This window comes from Bradyrhizobium sp. GW821-FHT12B03 (genome assembly GCF_058807535.1).
The window spans coordinates 142,590-161,043 of the sequence record NZ_JBXAQU010000002.1; the positions used below are offsets into that span (position 1 = coordinate 142,590).

The following is an 18,454-nucleotide window of genomic DNA, read 5'->3' on the forward strand; positions in this document are numbered from 1 at the left end:
AGAGCGCCAAACTTTCACGTCTCGTGCGCTTGCCCAGAGAACAATCGGGGTACTTCCTAGGCACCCTTTGCCCGTTGTTAGTGCTTGATCGCATTGACGTCAGGTGTTCTGCTCAAAAAAGCTGCTGGAGCACCGTACCCCGTGTCGATCTACGTCGCATTACACCACGTCACGCACTACAAGTACGACCGCCCGATCGATCTCGGTCCGCAGACCATCCGTCTGCGGCCGGCGCCGCACACGCGCACGCCGATCCTGAGCTATTCGCTCAAGGTCACCCCGGCCAACCATTTCGTGAACTGGCAGCAGGATCCGCAGGGCAACTGGCTGGCGCGCTATGTCTTCCCGGAGAAGACCACCGAGCTGAAATTCGAGGTCGATTTCACGGCGCAGATGACCGTGGTCAACCCGTTCGATTTCTTCGTCGAGCCCTATGCCGACAGCTTCCCGTTCGAATACACCAAAGACCTGAAGACGGAGCTTGCGCCGTATCTCGAGACCATCAAAGCCGATCGCCTGTTCGCGAAATTTCTCGACACGATCCCGCACGAGGCCCCGAACACCGTCAACTTCCTGGTCGATCTCAATCGCGAGCTGCAGAAGCACGTCCGCTACATCATCCGCATGGAGCCCGGCGTGCAGACGCCGGAGGAGACGCTCTCCTCTGGCGCGGGCTCGTGCCGCGACTCCGCCTGGCTCCTGATCCAGACGCTGCGCCATCTCGGGCTCGCCGCTCGCTTCGTCTCCGGCTATTTGATCCAGATCCGTCCCGACATCGATCCGATCGAGGGCCCGCCCGAAGTCGAGAACGACTTTACCGATCTGCACGCTTGGGCCGAGGTCTATCTGCCGGGCGCGGGCTGGATCGGCTTTGACGCCACCTCCGGCATGCTCGCGGGCGAGGGGCACATCCCGGTCGCCGCCACGCCGCATTATCGCTCGGCCGCGCCGATCTCCGGCGGCGCCGGCTTCGCCGAGGTCGAGTTCGCCTTCGACATGAGCGTCAAGCGCATCCGCGAGGCGCCGCGCATCACAAAGCCGTTTTCGGACGAATCCTGGACGCGGCTCAACGACCTCGGCGAGCAGGTCGACGGCGATCTCGCCGCCGAGGATGTGCGGCTCACCATGGGCGGCGAGCCGACCTTCGTCTCGGTCGACGATCTCGAAGCGGCGGAGTGGAATACGGAAGCCGTCGGCCCGACCAAGCGCGCACTCGGCGACGATCTGATCCGCCGCCTGCGCACGCGCTTTGCGCCCGGCGGCCTGCTGCATTACGGCCAGGGCAAATGGTATCCGGGCGAGAGCCTGCCGCGCTGGGCCTTTGGCCTGTACTGGCGCAAGGACGGCGTGCCGATCTGGAAGAATGCCGATCTCATCGCCAAGATCGAAAACCCGCGGCCCGCCGCGACGAAGGACGCCGAGGCCTTCATGGAGGGCGCGGCGCTGCGCCTCGGGCTCGATCCCGGCTACATCATGCCGGCCTATGAAGACACCGCGCTGTGGCTTCGGAAGGAAGCCGAGCTTCCCCACAACGTCGATCCCTCCGACTCCAAATTGTCCGATCCGGAGGCGCGTGCGCGGATCGCGCGGGTGTTCGAGCAGGGCCTCAACAATCCTCGCGGATATGTGCTGCCGGTGCAGCGCTGGAATGCGCCGCCACGCTGGCGCAGCGAGCGCTGGCAGCTCCGGCGCAATCATCTGTTCCTGATGCCGGGCGATTCGCCGCTCGGTCTGCGCCTGCCGCTCGACTCGCTCGGCTACGTGCCGCCCAACCAATATCCCTACATCGTCGAGCGGGACCCGATGGAGGCCCGCGGCAAGCTGCCGGTGTTCAGCCTTCCGGCGCGTCCGGAATCGCCGGAGCGGGTCGAGCCCGAACAGCTCAATACATCCATCCCGGTCCGGACCGCGATGTCGGTCGAAGTCCGCGACGGCGTGCTCTGCGCCTTCATGCCGCCGGTCGAGCAGATCGAGGATTATCTCGAACTGATCGCAGCGCTGGAGGCGACCGCCGAGGAGATGCAGCTCCAGGTCCATGTCGAGGGCTATCCGCCGCCGTTCGATCCGCGCATCGAGGTCATCAAGGTGACGCCGGATCCCGGCGTGATCGAGGTCAACATCCAGCCGGCGAAGAGCTGGCGCGATGCGGTCGAGATCACCTCCGGCCTCTATGAGGATGCGGGCAAGGTGCGCCTCGGCGCCAACCGTTTTCTGGTCGACGGTCGCCACACCGGCACCGGCGGCGGCAATCATGTCGTGATCGGCGGCTCCAGTCCGCAGGATTCGCCGTTCCTGCGCCGGCCCGATCTGCTCAAGAGCCTGGTGCTGTACTGGCAGCGGCATCCGTCGCTGTCCTACTTCTTCTCGGGCCTCTTCATCGGCCCGACCAGCCAGGCGCCGCGCATCGATGAGGCCCGCCACGACAGCATCTACGAGCTCGAGATCGCGCTCTCGCACGTGCCGCCGCCGGGCTATCAGACGCCGCTGTGGCTGGTGGACCGGCTGTTCCGGCATCTCCTCGTCGACATCACCGGCAACACCCACCGCGCCGAGATCTGCATCGACAAGCTCTATTCGCCTGACGGGCCCACGGGACGGCTCGGGCTCGTCGAGTTCCGCGCGCTCGAAATGCCGCCCGATCCGCGCATGTCGCTGGCACAGCAGCTGCTGATCCGCGCGCTGATCGCAAAGTTCTGGCGCGAGCCGCAAGCCGGCAAGTTCGTGCGCTGGGGCACCGCGCTGCATGACCGTTACATGCTGCCGCATTTCATCTGGGAAGACTTCCTGGACGTGCTCTCCGAGCTGAAGCAGTCCGGCTATCCGTTCGAGGCGGAATGGTATCTGGCCCAGCTCGAATTCCGCTTCCCCGCCTTCGGCCGTGTCCATCATGGCGGCGTCACGATGGAATTGCGCCAGGCGCTGGAGCCCTGGCACGTGCTCGGCGAGGAGGGCTCGGCCGGCGGCACCGTGCGCTATGTCGACAGTTCCGTCGAACGGCTCCAGGTCAAGGCGGAGGGGTTCGTCGAGGGTCGCCACATCATCACCTGCAACGGCCGCCGCCTGCCGATGACCTCGACCGGACGTTCGGGCGAGGCCGTGGCCGGCGTGCGCTTCAAGGCCTGGCAGCCGGCTTCCGGCCTGCACCCGACCATTCCGGTCCACGCGCCCCTGACCTTCGACCTGATCGACACCTGGAACGGCCGCTCGGTCGGCGGCTTCGTCTACCACGTCGCCCATCCCGGCGGGCGCAGCTACGACACCAAGCCCGTCAACACCTATGAGGCCGAGGCGCGCCGGCTGGCGCGCTTCCAGGACCACGGCCATACGCCGGGCCCGATGCAGCCGCCGCCCGAGGAACGCACAAATGAGTTTCCGCTGACCCTCGACTTGCGAACCCCGCTCCTGCAATGAGTATGATGGTGGGGCAGGGAGAGGCGCATGGGCGAGGGCGCAGTCGAAGAGGACGACAAGGCGGGTAAGGCGCAAGGTCAGCGCGAAGGCCAGCGCCGCCTCGCGCAATGGGTCCGCGACTATCGCCGCCTGCCCGGCATCCCCGACGAGTTCCTCGGGCCCGACGGCGCCCCGCGCGCGGTCTGGAGCCGCTTCTTCGACGCCTTCGGCGCGCTCGCGCCCGACGAGATCGAGCGGCGCTTCGGCATGGCCGACCGCCACCTCCGCGAGGCCGGCGTCACCTACCGCGCGCCCGGCGACAGCGCCGACCGGCCGTGGTCGCTCAGCCATCTGCCGCTGCTGATCGACGAGGCCGACTGGAAGCAGCTTTGCGCCGGCATCACCCAGCGCGCCGAGCTGCTCGAGCTGGTGCTGCGCGACATCTATGGCGAGGGCCGGCTGGTCGCGGAAGGGGCGCTGCCGGCGGCAGCGATTGCCGGCAGCCCGGAATATCTCCGTCCCGTCTGCGGCGTGCCGCCGCCGGGCGGACGCTATCTCTCGCTCTATGCCGCCGATGTCGGCCGCGGACCCGACGGCCGCTGGTGGGTGCTCGGCGACCGCACGCAGGCGCCATCGGGCGCGGGCTACGCGCTGGAGAACCGCCTCGTGCTCTCGCGCGCCTTCTCCGATCTCTACAAGTCGATGAACGTGCCGCGCGTCGCGCCGTTCTTCGAGGCGTTTCGCGACAGTCTTCGCGCACGCGCCGATCGCGACGAGCCGCGGATCGGCGTGCTCACGCCCGGCAGCTTCAGCGAGACCTATTTCGAGCACGCGACGCTGGCGCGCTATCTCGGCTTCCTCCTGGTCGAGGGCGACGATCTCGCCGTCAGCGACAACCGCATCCATATCCGCACCGTCGCCGGCCTGAAGCGGCTCGACGTGCTGCTCCGCCGCGTCGATTCCAACTCGCTCGATCCGCTCGAGCTCGATGCGTCCTCGCGGCTGGGCGTGGCGGGCCTGATCGACGTGCTGCGCAAGGACGGCGTCGTCGTCGCCAACATGCCGGGCTCGGGCGTCTTGGAGGCGCGCGCGCTGCTCGGCTTCCTGCCGGCGCTGAGCCGTCGCCTGCTTGGCGAAGAGCTGAAGATGCCGCATATCGCGACCTGGTGGTGCGGCCAGCGCATCGCGCGCGACGAGGTGTTGTCGCGACTCGACGAGGTCGCGATCGAGGGCGCCTACCGGCGCGGCGTTCCCGGCTTCGACTCGAGCGGCCCGGTGCTCGCGAGCGAGCTCGACGCCGCCGGACGCCAGCGCCTGATCGACGCCATCAGCGCGCGCGGCATGGACTATGTCGGCCAGGAGGTGGTGCGGCTTTCGACCATGCCGGTGTGGGAGCAGGGGCAGATCACCCCGCGCCCCTTCGTGCTGCGCGTGTTCGCCGCCGCAACCCCCGACGGCTGGGCCATCATGCCCGGCGGCTTCTGCCGGATCGCCGAGCAGGCCGATGCGCGCGCGGTGTCGATGGGCGACGGCGCGCGCGCCGCCGACGTCTGGGTCGTCTCGGGCAAGCAGGTCGCGACCGCGACGTTGCTGCCGGCGACCGACAAGGTGCGCATCCGCCGCATCGCCGGCGTGCTGCCGAGCCGCGCCGCCGACAATCTGTTCTGGCTCGGCCGCTATCTCGAACGCGCCGAGGCGACGCTGCGCCTGGTGCGTGCGCTGGGCTCGCCGAGCGGGCCCAACAAGGGCACCGCGGCCTCGCTGCAATCGTCCGAGCGCATCCAGCGTCTGCTGGTGGCCTGGGGCGCGATCTCGCAGACCTCGCGCGCGGCGCCGGGGCGCATCGCCGCCGAGGCGTTGCAGAGCGCGGAGCGTTTCGGCTCGGCCTTGTCGCTGGTGCGCGCGGCGCAGCGCACCGCGACCTCCTTGCGCGAGCGGCTGTCGCCCGATGCCTGGCAGGTCATCACCGAGATGGCCGAGCGTCTCGCCTGGGAGGTCGAGGACGACGACAGCGTGCTGAGCGCGGCCGAGCTGACCTTGCAGGAGCTGGCGAGCTTTGCCGGCCTTGCGCAGGAGAACATGAACCGCGCCGCCGGCTGGCGCTTCCTCGACATCGGCCGCCGCACCGAGCGCGCCATCAACACGGCGCGCTTTGCGCGCCAGTTCGCCTATGACGAGGCGGGCGACGAGGATCTCGACATCCTGCTGACGCTGGTGGATTCGCAGATCACCTACCGCTCGCGCTATCTGCTGGCACCGATCCTCGCTCCGGTACGCGACCTCGCGGTGCTCGACAGCTACAACCCGCGTTCGGTCGCCTTCCAGGTCGCGACCCTGAACGAGCACATCGCGGCGCTGCCGAGCCTGAAGGAGCACGGCCTGATCGAGCAGCCGCAGCGCCTCGCGGTCGCGGTGCAGGCGATGCTGGCGACGGCCGAGGCCGAGAAGCTCGAGGTCAAGACGCTGTTCTCGCTGGAGCAGGATCTGCTCAGTCTCGCCGAGGCGATCGGGCTGCATTACTTCCCGCACGGGCCCAATGCCAGCCGGCCGGAAAAGCTGACGGGGCTGGCGTGATCTACGACATCCGTCACGTCACCACCTACGACTACGAGAGCCCGGTCAGCTTCGCCCGCTGCACGCTGCGGCTCGAGCCGAAGAGCGGCGGTGGTCAGGAACTGATCTCGCACCATGTCGAGATTCGACCGCGCCCCGCCGAGCGCAACGTTCGCCACGATTTTTTCGGCACGCTCACCGAGAGCGTCGTGATCGAGGCCGCGCATCGCACTCTGCGCATCGACTCGCGCTCGCGCGTCTCGGTGTCGCGGCAGCCGCCGGCGCGCGATGTGCCGAGCCCGGCCTGGGAGAGCATTCGCGACATCGCGTTCGAGTCGACCAGCCTCGGGCCGTCCTCGCCGGTCGGCTATGTCTTTGCGAGCCCGCTGGTGCCGGTGCTGCGTCCGGTCAGCGCCTATGCGGCTGCGAGCTTTCCGCCCGGCGCGGGCATCCTCGCCGGTGCGGTCGATCTCATGCATCGCATCCGCACTGAATTCCGCTACGATCCCAAGGCCACCGTGATCTCGACGCCGCTCAACGAGGTCTTCGACAAGCGGCACGGCGTCTGCCAGGATTTTGCCCATGTGATGATCGCAGGCCTGCGCGGGCTCGGCCTGCCCGCCGCCTATGTCAGCGGATACCTGCGCACCATTCCGCCGGCGGGCCAGCCGCGCCTGCAAGGCGCCGACGCCACCCACGCCTGGGTCTCGCTGTGGTGCGGGGCGGAGCTTGGCTGGGTCGATTTCGATCCGACCAACGACCTTCTGGTTGCCAACGACCATATCGTGCTCGCCGTCGCGCGCGACTTCTCCGACGTCTCGCCGGTCGATGGTATCATCGTCGGCTCGCCGAAGCAGAAGCTCGGCGTCGCCGTCGACGTGCTGCTGGTGGAGTGACCGAGCTTCGCCGTCCGGAAGACGATGCAACCGCCTGCACCGGACCGCAGTCCATTGCGCGCCTTCGCGGCGCAATCTGGTCAAACGAGTGCTGTTGCTGGCTTTGTGCCCGGCGGCCGGCCCCGGCCCGGACTGCCCCAAGATGTATCGAGCTTTGACTGCAACCGTTATGTTGCGAAGCGGGACAGCAACATATTTGCGTATTTTCGTCCCGGGATTTGGTCAGTCCCCCAAGATGGGCTATGCTGGCCCTTGCGTCGAGAACACAATGAGACGTCGGGAGTTGGCGTGGGACACCACCGACAAACGGGGCTGCATCCATGATGACGTTACCGAGACTGGCGGCGGAGTCCCTCGAGAAGGTGCTGGGCTCGTTCATGCGTCGCAGGTTTGGCGAATCCCCGGCAAACATCATCGAGAGCGCCACCCGCACCACGATGGAATGCATCGGCAACAGCGATGCGCTCTATCACAATATCGAGCACACGATGCTGGTGACCCTGGCGGGTCATTCCATTCTCAGCGGCCGATATCTCCACACCCATCTGGAGGCGGAGGACTACGTTCATGTCCTGATCGCCTGCCTTGCTCACGACATCGGCTATGTGCGCGGCCTGTTCGAGGAGGACGACGAGGACGGTTTCGTGGTCGACGAGGCCGGGACCAAAGTCTCCCTTCAAAGGGGCGCGTCGGACGCGAGCCTGATGATGTATCACGTCGATCGCTCGAAATTGTACGTGATGCGGCGCTTGCGGCACATTCCGGGGCTCGATCCGGAGCGTATCGCCCGCGCCATCGAGGGGACGCGGTTTCCCGCCCAGCAGGCCCAGGAATATGACGACGAAGCCTCGATCCTGCGCGCCGCCGATTTCATTGGCCAACTCGGCGATCCCAACTATCTGCGCAAGGCCAATGCGCTCTATTACGAGTTCGAGGAGGTCGGCATCAACCGCCAGCTCGGCTACGACTCCCCCGCCGACATCGTGAACCGCTATCCCCAATTCTACTGGAACAGCGTCGCGCCGCATATCCAGACCGAGATCGGCTACCTCAACAAGACCGAGATCGGCCGGCAATGGATCGCCAACCTCTACAGCAACGTGTTCCGCGCCGAGCGCGACATCACGCTGTCCGGGCCGCAGAAATAGGCCGCGCCTTGTAGCCCGGATGGAGCGTCACGCAATCCGGGATTCGCGGATGCTGGCGTTCCCGGATTACGCTGCGCTCCATCCGGCTACGAAGTCCCAACTCCGCAAGCAAATCATGCAACAAAAAGCCGTAACCACCGATGTCCTCGACATCGCCTATCTCGAATATGGCGCGCCCGACGGCTGGCCCTGCATCATGGGCCACGGCTTCCCCTACGACGTGAGCGCCTATGCCGAGACCGCGCCGATCCTCGCGCAGGCCGGCGCGCGGGTGCTGGTGCCCTGGCTGCGCGGCTATGGCCCGACGCGGTTTCGTGTGGCGCAGACGCCGCGCTCCGGCGAGCAGGCGGCGCTAGGCGCCGATCTGCTGGCCTTCATGGACGCGCTTCGCATCGAACGCGCGGTGGTCGGCGGCTATGACTGGGGCGGCCGCGCGGCCTGCGTGGTTGCGGCGTTGCATCCGGAACGCGTGGTCGGGCTCGTCTCCGGCAATTCCTACAACATCCAGAACATTGCGCGTGCGATGGAGCCGGGGCTGCCGGCGCATGAGGCGGCGCTCTGGTATCAATATCTCTTCCACAACGAGCGCGGCCGCCGCGCGCTGGAACAGAACCGGCGCGGCTTTGCCCGCCAGCTCTGGTCGATGTGGTCGCCGACATGGGCCTTCGACGACGCGACGTTCGAGAGGAGCGCGACCTCGTTCGACAACCCTGACTTCGTCGAGGTCGTGATCCACTCCTACCGCCACCGCTATGCGCTGGTCGCGGGCGATCCCGCCTATGCCGGGATCGAGGAAAAGCTTGCGGCGCAGCCGCCGATCCGCGTCCCGACGATCGCGATCGACGGGGGCAGCGACGGCGTCAATTCCGGCACCGCCCATCATGCGCGCAAGTTCGAGGGATCTTTCGAGCTGCGCGTGTTCGCGGGCGCCGGTCATAATCTGCCGCAGGAACGGCCCGCCGAATGGGCGCAGGCCGTGACCGATGTGCGCAAGGCTGCCATGTAAGCTGATTTTTGCTCCCAAAAGAATTTTGGAAGATCTCTTGGTGAACCCCACGCGCATCGAACCAAACTGGATCATCCGACCCTTTCAGTCCGGTGACGCGCTGCCGGCTCGGCAGCTCATCGAGGCGGTCTGGCGCGAGCATTTTGGCGATCATCCCGACGCCTTCGTGCGCGACTTCGTCTATTCGCGGCTTTCGGATGTCGATGATGCGGCAACCGCGTACGCTGACGGCGCCCTGTTTCTGTGCGCGGTCGCCAACGGGGACGTCGTCGGGACCGGCGCGCTCCGGCGTTTCGATGATCACGAGTGCGAGATGGTTCGCATGTTCGTCTCGTCGGTCTGGCGAGGTCGCGGGATCGCGAGCGCCATCGCAGAGAGGTTGATCGGCGTCGCCCGCAGTTCCGGATACGATCGCGTGCGCTTGTCCCGCAACAAGGCGCTGGCCGCCTCGCATCGCCCTGTACGAACGGATGGGCTTTCGGCCGACGGCGCCGTGGGCGCCGGGCGGCGAAACCCATTCTCGTTACTACGCGCTGAAGCCATGAATGTCTCAGCATCACAGCGCTAGCACCCAGACGCAAGACCGTCTTGCGGAACTCCGCTGATCTGACGCGCTGACAAAAAGCAGCGCGCCGCGCGTTCGCCCGATGGCGTTACGCGGCGATAATCATCGGGGAGAAACCATGAAAGCCGCTTTGGCCCTGGCCGCAGCCTTGGCTGCCGCCTGCCTGTCCACGCCTGCTTCTGCGCAAAAATCCTATGGTCCCGGCGTCAGCGACACCGAGATCAAGATCGGCAACACCATGCCCTATAGCGGGCCCGCATCGCCGCTCGGCATCACCGGCAGGGTCATTTCGGCCTATTTCGACGAGGTCAACGAGAAGGGCGGCGTCAACGGCCGCAAGCTCGATCTGTTGTCGCTCGACGACGCCTTCTCACCGCCGAAGACGATGGAAGCGGCGCGGCGGCTGGTCGAGGGCGACGGCGTCGCCTTCATCTTCGCGACCATGGGCACCGCGCCGAGCTCGGCGATCGCAAAGTATCTCAACAGCAACAAGGTGCCGCAGCTGTTCCTGATCAGCTCGGCCTCGAAGTGGAACGACCCCGCCAACATGCCGTGGTCGATGGCGCTGCCCTGGGCGCCGAACTACACCAGCGAGGCTGCGATCGACGTCGCCTATGCCCGCGCCAAGAACCCGAACGCGCGCTTTGCGGTGCTCTACCAGAACGACGACGCCGGCAAGGAATATCTGCGCGGCGTCAGGGAAGCGCTCGGCGCCGATGCCGACAAGGCGATCGCGATGGCCTCGAGCTTCGAGGTCGCTGACCCCACCGTCGATTCCCAGGTGCTGACGCTGGCGAGCACCAAGGCCGATGTCTTCATGATCTATTCGGTGACGCCGCGCGCCTGCGCGCAGGCGATCCGCAAGGCGCACGAAGTCGGCTGGCAGCCGACGCGCTTCCTCGCCAGCGGCTGCGCCAACAAGGCGACCGTGATGGTGCCGGCCGGCCTCGATGCCGGCAAGGGCGTGCTGTCGCTCGGCTCGCTCAAGCCGTTCGTCGAGGCGCCGAAGGACGATCCGGCGATGACGGCCTATATCGAGTTCATGAAGAAGCGCCTGCCCAACGCCGACATCAACAACGTCGCCGGTCTCTACGGCTACACCGTCGCCGAGGCCCTGGTGGTGCTGCTGAAGCAGTGCAAGGACAATCTGACGCGCGAGAACATCATGGCGCAGGCGGCCAACCTGAAGAACGTGCCGCTGTCGCTGCTGATGCCCGGCATCACGCTCAACACCACCCCGCAGGATTTCCGCCCCATCAAGGACGGCTACATGCTCCAGTTCGACGGCAACGACTGGGTCGTGGCGAGCGAGCTGCTGCGCGGAACGTGAGGCGCGGGGCTCTCTCCGCGAACTCGGAATCGTAGGGTGGGCAAAGGCGCACTTGCGCCGTGCCCACCACCTCGTCAATGCGGAAACAGCAGCGTGGGCACGCTTCCGCCTTCGCTCTTCGAGCTACGGCGGACAAGTCGTTTGCCCACCCTACGGGACTGCATCCGTCTTGACACACCGGTCTTTCCACAACGTCATGGCCGGGCTTGTCCCGGCCATCCACGTCTTGCCTCAGGCAAGAAAGAACGTGGATGCCCGGGACAAGCCCGGGCATGACGACCTCAAAAGTAGCGAACAGGAGAACACCATGGATTTTCAACACTCCGCCCGTTCGCTGGAGCTGCAGGAGCGCGTCCGCCAGTTCATGCGAGCGCATGTCGAGCCGGTCGAGGAGCTCTATTACGAGCAGGTGAAGCCGGAAGCTTCACGCTACAGGACGCCGCCGATGCTTCAGGATTTGAAGCGGCTGGCGCGCGAGCAGGGGCTCTGGAACCTGTTTCTATCAGGCGCGCACGGTCCGGGCCTGACCAACCTCGACTACGCGCCCGTGAAGGAGATCATGGGCCGCATCCTCTGGGCGCCGGAAGTCTTCAACTGCTCGGCGCCCGATGTCGGCAATATGGAGGTGCTGGCGAATTACGGCACGAAGGCGCAGCAGGAGCGCTGGCTGACGCCGCTGCTGGAGGGACGCATCCGTTCCGGCTTCTCGATGACCGAGCCGCAGGTTGCCTCGAGCGATGCCACCAACATCCAGTGCGAGATCAAGCGCGACGGCGACAGCTACGTCGTCAACGGCCGCAAATGGTTCACCTCCGGCGCGATGAACGAGGATTGCGAGATCCTGATCGTGATGGGCAAGACCGCGCCCGACCATCCCGACCGTCATCGCCAGCAATCCATGATCCTGGTGCCGAAGAAGACGCCCGGCGTGCGCATCGTCCGCGACATGCTCACCTACGGCTATGACGACGCCCCGGTCGGCCACCCCGAGATCGTCTACGAGAACGTCCGCGTGCCCGCCGAGAACATCCTGCTCGGCGAGGGCCGCGGCTTCGAGATCGCGCAAGGCCGGCTCGGCCCCGGCCGCATCCATCATTGCATGCGACTAATCGGCTGCGCCCAGCGCGCGCTGGAATTGATGTGCCAGCGCGCGGTCTCGCGCACAGCCTTCGGCAAGCCGCTCGCCGAGCAGGGCTCGGTGCGCGAGGACATTGCGCATTCCTTCTGCGAGATCGCGCAGGCGCGGCTCTTGACCTTGCAGGCCGCCGACAGGATGGACCGCGAAGGCAACAAGGCCGCGCGCGATTTGATCGCGGCGGCCAAGATCGTCGTGCCCAGCATGGCTGCCCGCGTCATCGACCGCGCCATCCAGATCCACGGCGCCGCCGGCGTCTCGCAGGACACCTTCCTCGCCCGCGCCTATGTCTACGCCCGCTTCATCCGCATCGGCGACGGCCCGGACCAGGTGCACCTCGCTGCGGTGGGGAAAGAGCTGATCAAGCGGGGCGGGGTGATGGGGTAGGGCTGTCGTCCGCGTTGCGGCTCGTGCAACATCCATCAACTTCGATCGATCATCCAACGGTTGACCGCCTGGTGGAAGTTGAGAGGGCCCGGAACGGTCATGTGCGTCTTGACGTAGGTGAAGCCCGCCTTTTGAAGCGTGCGGTTCGGAGCCACATTGAACGCATTGGGCTCACAGAAGAGTTGCTTCAACGCCAGAACCTGGAAATAGAGCTCGACGGTTTTCCGGACACACTCTACGCCAATCCCCTGCTTGCGCTGCGAGGGATCCGTGATGTGCAAATGCATGTTTGCCTGCTGGCCAATGCGGATCTTGTCGGCGGTCGAGAACCCCAGGAACTTATCGTCGGAGAGCCAGCTTACCAAAAAGCCGTTTCTCTGCTCGACAGGCCGGTCGAACATTTGCTCGTAGAGTCGCTGCCATTGTGGTGCCGGTGGCAGTCGTGTTGGATCGACCCCGAGCATTTCCAAGTGCTCTGGCGTCGCTGTGTGGAAATACTCGATGATCAGTGCAGTTTCCTGCAGAGTCATCGGTCGAACGGTGATGGCCACTGGGCAGCCCCTGTGATTGGCGGGCCGGCTTCATGAATAGCACTTCGAAAATAAATAGATCGCGGCCGCCTGGCAATGTCGTCGCGTGGCAGCCCGCGAGAGCAGGTCCCGAGCGGCGCGCCATCGCCATGGTGGCATCATGCCAGTGTTTTGCCCGACAGGTCAAATTGGATTCGTAAAATCCGTAATTTTCCGTGGCTGCCGGCCAAGCCATTGAAAACACTGCCCCCGCCTACTGTGCATGGGGTTGTTTTCGCGTTCCTGGTTGGAGCGCTGCCCGCCGCCGGCTTCACGGCGGCGAACGTGCGGCTATCCCGCCCTGGCCGTGCGGGCATCCGACCGCAGGTTCTGGAAGAACTTCTCCACCTCGCGCGACAGCGTCTCCGCCGTCGCGGTCAGGCTGCTCGCGGCCGTCAGCACGGAGGATGCCGCCGTATCGGTCTCGCCGATGGCGTCGCGCAGCGAGGTGATGTTGGCGACCAGCGTCTCGTTGCCCTGGGCCGCCGATTGCGCGTTGGAGGAGATCTCGCGCGTGGCCTGGTCCTGCTGGCCGACGGCGCCGGCAATCGCCGAGGTGACCTCGTTGATCTCGCGTACCGCGCCGCCGATCTCGCGCACGGCGTCGACCGCGTTGCGGGTGGAGACCTGGATCATGGAGACGTTCTCGCCGATCTCGGCGGTCGCCTTGGCGGTCTGGCCGGCGAGCGCCTTCACTTCATGCGCGACGACGGCGAAGCCGCGGCCGGCATCGCCGGCGCGCGCGGCCTCGATGGTGGCGTTGAGCGCGAGCAGGTTGGTCTGTTCGGCGATCGCCTGGATCAGGTTGAGCACGCCGTCGATGCGCTGGGTGGCCGCCGCGAGGCTCTCGATCTCGGAGATCGATTTCTCGGTGCGCTGCCCGGTCTGCTCGACCGCGCCGGCGCTCTGCCGCACCTGCCGGCCGATCTCCTCGACGGAGGCCGACAGCTCCTCGGCCGCGCCCGCGACCGCCGTGACGTTGTGCGAGGCCTGCTCGCTGGCGTTTGCCGCCATGCCGGCGCGATTGCTCGCGTCCGCGGTGACGCGCGTGATGGTCTGCGCGGTCTCCCGCATGACCGAGGCGTTGTCGCTGAGGCCGCGCATGATCGCGCCGATCGCGTCGCGGAACTCCTCGACCGATTGCTCGATATGGCGGGCGCGCTGCTCGCGCGCGGCGGAGTCCTGAGAGACCTGCGAGGCGAGGTTGCGGTTGCGCCCCATCGCGTCCTGGAAGATCTGGATCGCGCGGGCCAGCCCGCCGATCTCGTCGGCGCGGTGGCTGTACGGCACCACGACGTTCTCGGCGCCGTCGGCGACCTGCTTGATCGTCGCGGTGATGGACGCCAGCGGCCGGGCGATCGAGCGGGCGATGATGACGATGCCGATCACGACGAGCGCCAGCGCCACGCCGCCGAGGCAGGTCAGGACGAAGGACAGGGTGCGGTTGGTCTCGGTCTGCTGCGCGATCTGCTTGGCGCGCTCGGCATAGACCTTGGACAGCGCCTCGAGATCCTTGTTCAGCGCCGAGCGCACGGCGCGGTTGGCGTCGTTGTCGCCCCATTCACGGCCCGCGGCCGCATTGATCTCGATACCGCGGCGGACCAGCTCCTTGCGGAAGTCGACGAACTGCTCGATGCGCTTCTTGAAGGTTGCGAACTGCTCGGCGTCGTCGGCCCTGACGATGGCCTCCCAGCCTTTCACGACCCCCAGGATCTGTGCGTTGAACTTGAGCAGGCCCTCGCCGTACTTCTTCACGACGGCAGGCTCCGTCGACATGTAGACGCCGCGCGATTCCATCACCACCGCATAGACCAGCGAGTTGACGCGCTCGACGTTCAGCGCGGCGGCATTGGCCGTCTCGATCGCGCTGGTCAGGTCGGCGCTGCGGCGGCTGTTGTAGTCGGACAGCATCGCGATCGCAGCCGTGAGCAATGCGAACAGCGCGAAGATCGCATAGAGCTTGGCGGCAAGCGTGAAGCGGCCGGTCAGGCCGGCGGCATTCCCAGATTGGTCTGATGTCATGGTGTTCAGGGGCCCGGAATGGCCTGAAGCGGCCGGTGAGCGCGGTCATATGGAATCTATGCAAAACTATGCGGAACGAAGATGGATGTGGCGTTAACACGCCGCGCCGCGGCGCTTGCTCCGGCCCGAAGGAAATGTGAGATTTCTCAGTGATTTGGAATGGCCCTATCGGTTTCCGGCAGATCGCCCCGGGGGGGGGGGACCCGCGCGGCTTGCCCGAAACATCGGCGTGCACATGAGCCGCCAGGCGCATATGCCCTGATGCCAGGGCCGCCTTCCAGATCGATCTGGAGTCGGCCTTTGGCCGACGAACCCCGGAGGGGACCTTGGTCTACCGCCACACCATCGACACCACGACCTATGCCTTCCCGGATCTGCGCGACCTGCTCGCCAAGGCGACGCCGCCGCGCTCCGGCGACCGGTTGGCCGGACTTGCCGCAGGCAGCGCCGAGCAGATGATCGCGGCGCGGATGGCGCTGGCGGATGTCCCGCTCGGACAGTTCCTGCAGGAAGCCGTCATCCCCTACGAGACCGACGAGGTCACCCGTCTCGTCATCGACAGCCACGACGCCAAGGCGTTTGCCCCGGTGGCTTCGCTGACGGTTGGCGCCTTCCGCGACTGGCTGCTGTCGGACGCCGCGACGCCCGAGATCCTGCGCAAGCTCGCCCCCGGCATCACGCCGGAAATGGCGGCCGCGGTCTCGAAACTGATGCGCAACCAGGACTTGATCCTGGCGGCGCGGAAATGCGAGGTGACTACCGCCTTCCGCAACACGATCGGGCTGAAGGGGCGGATGAGCACGCGGCTTCAGCCCAACCATCCGTTTGACGATGCCAGGGGCATTACCGCCTCGATCCTCGACGGCATCCTGCTCGGCGCCGGCGATGCCTGCATCGGCATCAACCCGGCGAGCGACGATCCGGCCGTGATCGCCCAATTGCTGCGGCTGCTCGACGAGATCATCGCGCGGCTGCAGATCCCGACGCAAGGCTGCGTGCTCACCCATGTCACGACGACGCTGTCGCTGATCGGGCAGGGCGTGCCGGTCGACCTCGTCTTCCAGTCGGTCGCCGGCACCGAGGCGGCCAATCGCAGCTTCGGCATCGACCTCGCCTTGCTCCGGGAAGCGCAGGAGGCCGGGCTGGCGCAGCGGCGCGGCACGGTTGGCCAGAACGTGATGTATTTCGAGACCGGGCAGGGCTCGGCGCTGTCGGCCAATGCCCATCACGGCGTCGACCAGCAGACCTGCGAGGCCCGCGCCTATGCGGTCGCGCGTGCCTATGCCCCGCTCCTGGTCAACAGCGTGGTCGGCTTCATCGGCCCGGAATATCTCTACGACGGCAAGGAAATCATCCGGGCGGGGCTGGAAGATCACTTTTGCGGCAAGTTGCTCGGCCTGCCGCTCGGGATCGACATCTGCTATACCAACCACGCCGAGGCGGACCAGGACGACATGGATAATCTCCTGACGCTGCTGGCTGCGGCCGGCGTCACCTTCATCATGGGGGTGCCGGGCGCCGACGACGTCATGCTGAACTACCAGTCGACGTCTTTTCACGACGCGCTCTATGTCCGTGACGTCTTCGGCTTGCGCCGTGCGCCGGAATTCGACGACTGGCTGACGCAATCCGGTATCGTGGGCGCCGATTTCCGCCTTGCCGGCGATGCAGGCCTGCTGCCCGATTTTGCCTCCCGGCTGATCGCGTGAGGTGAGGGGGGCGCCGACCTACCCCAGGAAACCATTGGCCGCTCTCGGAATTATGCTCACGCCGCAATATTGAGAAATTCCGGCGACAGCATTACGCTATGTGTCTGGCTGGCAATTTCCGCAACCAGGTCGAGCGTGGCGGGGGAACTTTGATGCGAGCTGAAAGCAACGGTACGTCGCGGCGGATTCTTTGCGTGTTTCCGCGTTACACATCGTCGTTCGGTACGTTCGAGCATTCCTATCCGCTGACCGACGGCGTTCGCGCCTTCATGCCGCCGCAGGGGCTCTTGCTGCTCGCGGCCTATCTGCCCGCGGAGTGGCAGGTCAAATTCGTCGACGAGAACCTGCGCCGCACGACGAAGGACGAGTTCGAGTGGGCGGAGGCGGTGTTCGTCAGCGGCATGCACATCCAGCGCCAGCAGATGAACGACATCTGCCGCCGCGCCCATGAATTCGATCTGCCGGTCGCGCTCGGCGGTCCCTCCGTCAGCGCCTGCCCGGACTACTATCCGTCGTTCGACTATCTCCACGTCGGCGAGCTCGGCGACGCCACCAACCAGCTGATCGAGATTCTGTCGCGCGACACCTCGCGTCCCGACGAGCAGGTGGTCCTCACCACCAAGGACCGCGTGCCGATGACGGAATTCCCGATCCCGGCCTACGAGCTTGCCGACGTGAAGAGATACTTCCTCGGCAGCATCCAGTATTCCAGCGGCTGTCCCTATCAGTGCGAGTTCTGCGACATCCCCGGCCTCTACGGCCGTAATCCGCGCATCAAGTCGCCGCAGCAGATCATCGCCGAGCTCGACCGCCTGCGCGAATGCGGCATGACCGACACGGTCTACTTCGTCGACGACAATTTCATCGGCAACCGCAAGGCGGCGCTGGACCTGTTGCCGCATCTGATCGAATGGCAGAAGCGGACCGGCTACGTGGTGCGGCTCGCCTGCGAGGCGACGCTCAACATCGCCAAGCGCCCCGAGATCCTGGAGAAGATGCGCGAGGCCTATTTCATCACCATCTTCTGCGGCATCGAGACGCCCGATCCCGACGCGCTGAAGGCGATGCAGAAGGACCACAACATGATGGTCCCGATCCTGGAGGGCGTTCACACCATCAATTCCTACGGCATGGAGGTGGTCTCCGGCATCATCATGGGGCTCGACACCGACCAGCCGAACACCGCCGAGGCGCTGCTTGCCTTCGTCGAGGAATCGCGCATACCGCTATTGACCATCAACCTGCTCCAGGCGCTGCCGAAGACGCCGTTGTGGGACCGGCTGGAGCGGGAAGGACGCCTGATCGAGGACGAGGGGCGCGATTCCAACGTCGACTTCCTGCTGCCCTATGACGACGTCGTCGCGTCCTGGAAGCACGCCATGGGCGTCGCCTACGAGCCGGAGAAGGTGTTCGCGCGCTTCCAGTATCAATGCGATCACGTTTATCCTCACCGTCTCAAGATGCCGGTGCCGGACGAGATGAAGACCTGGCCCAACATCAGGCGCGGTCTCGTCATGCTGCGCAACATCTTCTGGAAGGTCGGTGTGCTCGGCGACTACAAGCGCGTGTTCTGGAAATTCGCGCTGGGACGCATCAAGCGCGGCGACGTCGAGGGCCTGATCGGCTGCACCCTGATCGCGCACCATCTGATCACCTTTGCGCGCGCGGCCTCCAGCGGCAAGCAGAACGCCTCGAACTACTCGATCCGCCTGCGCGAGGCCGCCGTTCCGGCCGAATGACGCGA

General features: G+C 66.0%; 12 protein-coding genes. 10 read left to right on the forward strand and 2 right to left on the reverse strand.

All coding sequences use genetic code 11. The features are described from left to right. Positions 1-141 precede the first annotated feature (141 nt). The 8 genes from AC1RUR_RS04760 to AC1RUR_RS04795 all read left to right on the forward strand — a co-directional run bounded on the left by AC1RUR_RS04760 (position 142) and on the right by AC1RUR_RS04795 (position 12,410). Complete coding sequence (locus AC1RUR_RS04760) at positions 142-3,411, forward strand: transglutaminase family protein (RefSeq protein WP_492841849.1); 3,270 nt, start codon at positions 142-144, stop codon at positions 3,409-3,411. Between the two features lie 27 nt (positions 3,412-3,438). After that, positions 3,439-5,964, forward strand: a complete 2,526-nt coding sequence (locus AC1RUR_RS04765) for a circularly permuted type 2 ATP-grasp protein (RefSeq protein ID WP_492841851.1) — start codon at positions 3,439-3,441, stop codon at positions 5,962-5,964. Continuing rightward, a complete protein-coding gene (locus tag AC1RUR_RS04770) occupies positions 5,961-6,839 on the forward strand; it encodes a transglutaminase family protein (RefSeq protein WP_492841853.1) in 879 nt (292 codons plus the stop codon). The genes AC1RUR_RS04765 and AC1RUR_RS04770 overlap by 4 nt, the downstream gene beginning before the upstream one ends. A 320-nt stretch (positions 6,840-7,159) precedes the next feature. Then, positions 7,160-7,987, forward strand: coding sequence for a metal-dependent phosphohydrolase (locus AC1RUR_RS04775; RefSeq protein ID WP_492841855.1), 828 nt, complete (start codon positions 7,160-7,162; stop codon positions 7,985-7,987). 115 nt (positions 7,988-8,102) lie between these two features. Next, a complete protein-coding gene (locus AC1RUR_RS04780) occupies positions 8,103-8,993 on the forward strand; it encodes an alpha/beta fold hydrolase (protein ID WP_492841856.1) in 891 nt (296 codons plus the stop codon). A gap of 40 nt (positions 8,994-9,033) precedes the next feature. Further along, positions 9,034-9,561 (forward strand): GNAT family N-acetyltransferase, encoded by a 528-nt coding sequence (locus tag AC1RUR_RS04785; protein WP_492842394.1) that lies wholly within the window; start codon positions 9,034-9,036, stop codon positions 9,559-9,561. Between the two features lie 115 nt (positions 9,562-9,676). Continuing rightward, the gene (locus AC1RUR_RS04790; protein ID WP_492841858.1) at positions 9,677-10,888 is read left to right on the forward strand and encodes an ABC transporter substrate-binding protein; all 1,212 of its coding nucleotides are present in this window, start codon (positions 9,677-9,679) and stop codon (positions 10,886-10,888) included. A gap of 307 nt (positions 10,889-11,195) precedes the next feature. Continuing rightward, entirely contained in the window at positions 11,196-12,410 is a 1,215-nt protein-coding gene (locus AC1RUR_RS04795; RefSeq protein ID WP_492841859.1) for an acyl-CoA dehydrogenase family protein, read from the forward strand. Between the two features lie 35 nt (positions 12,411-12,445). Here the strand turns inward: AC1RUR_RS04795 and AC1RUR_RS04800 are convergent, their stop codons facing one another. Together AC1RUR_RS04800 and AC1RUR_RS04805 are read right to left on the reverse strand one after the other, a co-directional pair. Continuing rightward, positions 12,446-12,961: a GNAT family N-acetyltransferase gene (locus AC1RUR_RS04800; protein WP_492841861.1), complete on the reverse strand. Its 516-nt coding sequence runs from the start codon at positions 12,959-12,961 to the stop codon at positions 12,446-12,448. A 309-nt stretch (positions 12,962-13,270) separates the two neighbouring features. Next, positions 13,271-15,001: a methyl-accepting chemotaxis protein gene (locus AC1RUR_RS04805; RefSeq protein ID WP_492841863.1), complete on the reverse strand. Its 1,731-nt coding sequence runs from the start codon at positions 14,999-15,001 to the stop codon at positions 13,271-13,273. Positions 15,002-15,327: 326 nt separating this feature from the next. Between AC1RUR_RS04805 and AC1RUR_RS04810 the strand changes: the two genes are divergently transcribed. Continuing rightward, positions 15,328-16,710, forward strand: coding sequence for an ethanolamine ammonia-lyase subunit EutB (locus tag AC1RUR_RS04810; RefSeq protein ID WP_492841865.1), 1,383 nt, complete (start codon positions 15,328-15,330; stop codon positions 16,708-16,710). A gap of 152 nt (positions 16,711-16,862) precedes the next feature. Next, a complete protein-coding gene (locus AC1RUR_RS04815) occupies positions 16,863-18,449 on the forward strand; it encodes a B12-binding domain-containing radical SAM protein (protein WP_492841867.1) in 1,587 nt (528 codons plus the stop codon). Positions 18,450-18,454 lie beyond the last annotated feature (5 nt).

Excerpts from the sequence above, each read along its gene's own strand:
- AC1RUR_RS04765 (WP_492841851.1), top strand. The coding sequence starts at position 3,439 with ATGGGCGAGGGCGCAGTCGAAGAGGACGACAAGGCGGGTAAGGCGCAA.
- AC1RUR_RS04775 (WP_492841855.1), top strand. The coding sequence starts at position 7,160 with ATGATGACGTTACCGAGACTGGCGGCGGAGTCCCTCGAGAAGGTGCTG.
- AC1RUR_RS04780 (WP_492841856.1), top strand. The coding sequence starts at position 8,103 with ATGCAACAAAAAGCCGTAACCACCGATGTCCTCGACATCGCCTATCTC.
- AC1RUR_RS04790 (WP_492841858.1), top strand. The coding sequence starts at position 9,677 with ATGAAAGCCGCTTTGGCCCTGGCCGCAGCCTTGGCTGCCGCCTGCCTG.
- AC1RUR_RS04795 (WP_492841859.1), top strand. The coding sequence starts at position 11,196 with ATGGATTTTCAACACTCCGCCCGTTCGCTGGAGCTGCAGGAGCGCGTC.
- AC1RUR_RS04805 (WP_492841863.1), bottom strand. The coding sequence starts at position 15,001 with ATGACATCAGACCAATCTGGGAATGCCGCCGGCCTGACCGGCCGCTTC.
- AC1RUR_RS04815 (WP_492841867.1), top strand. The coding sequence starts at position 16,863 with ATGCGAGCTGAAAGCAACGGTACGTCGCGGCGGATTCTTTGCGTGTTT.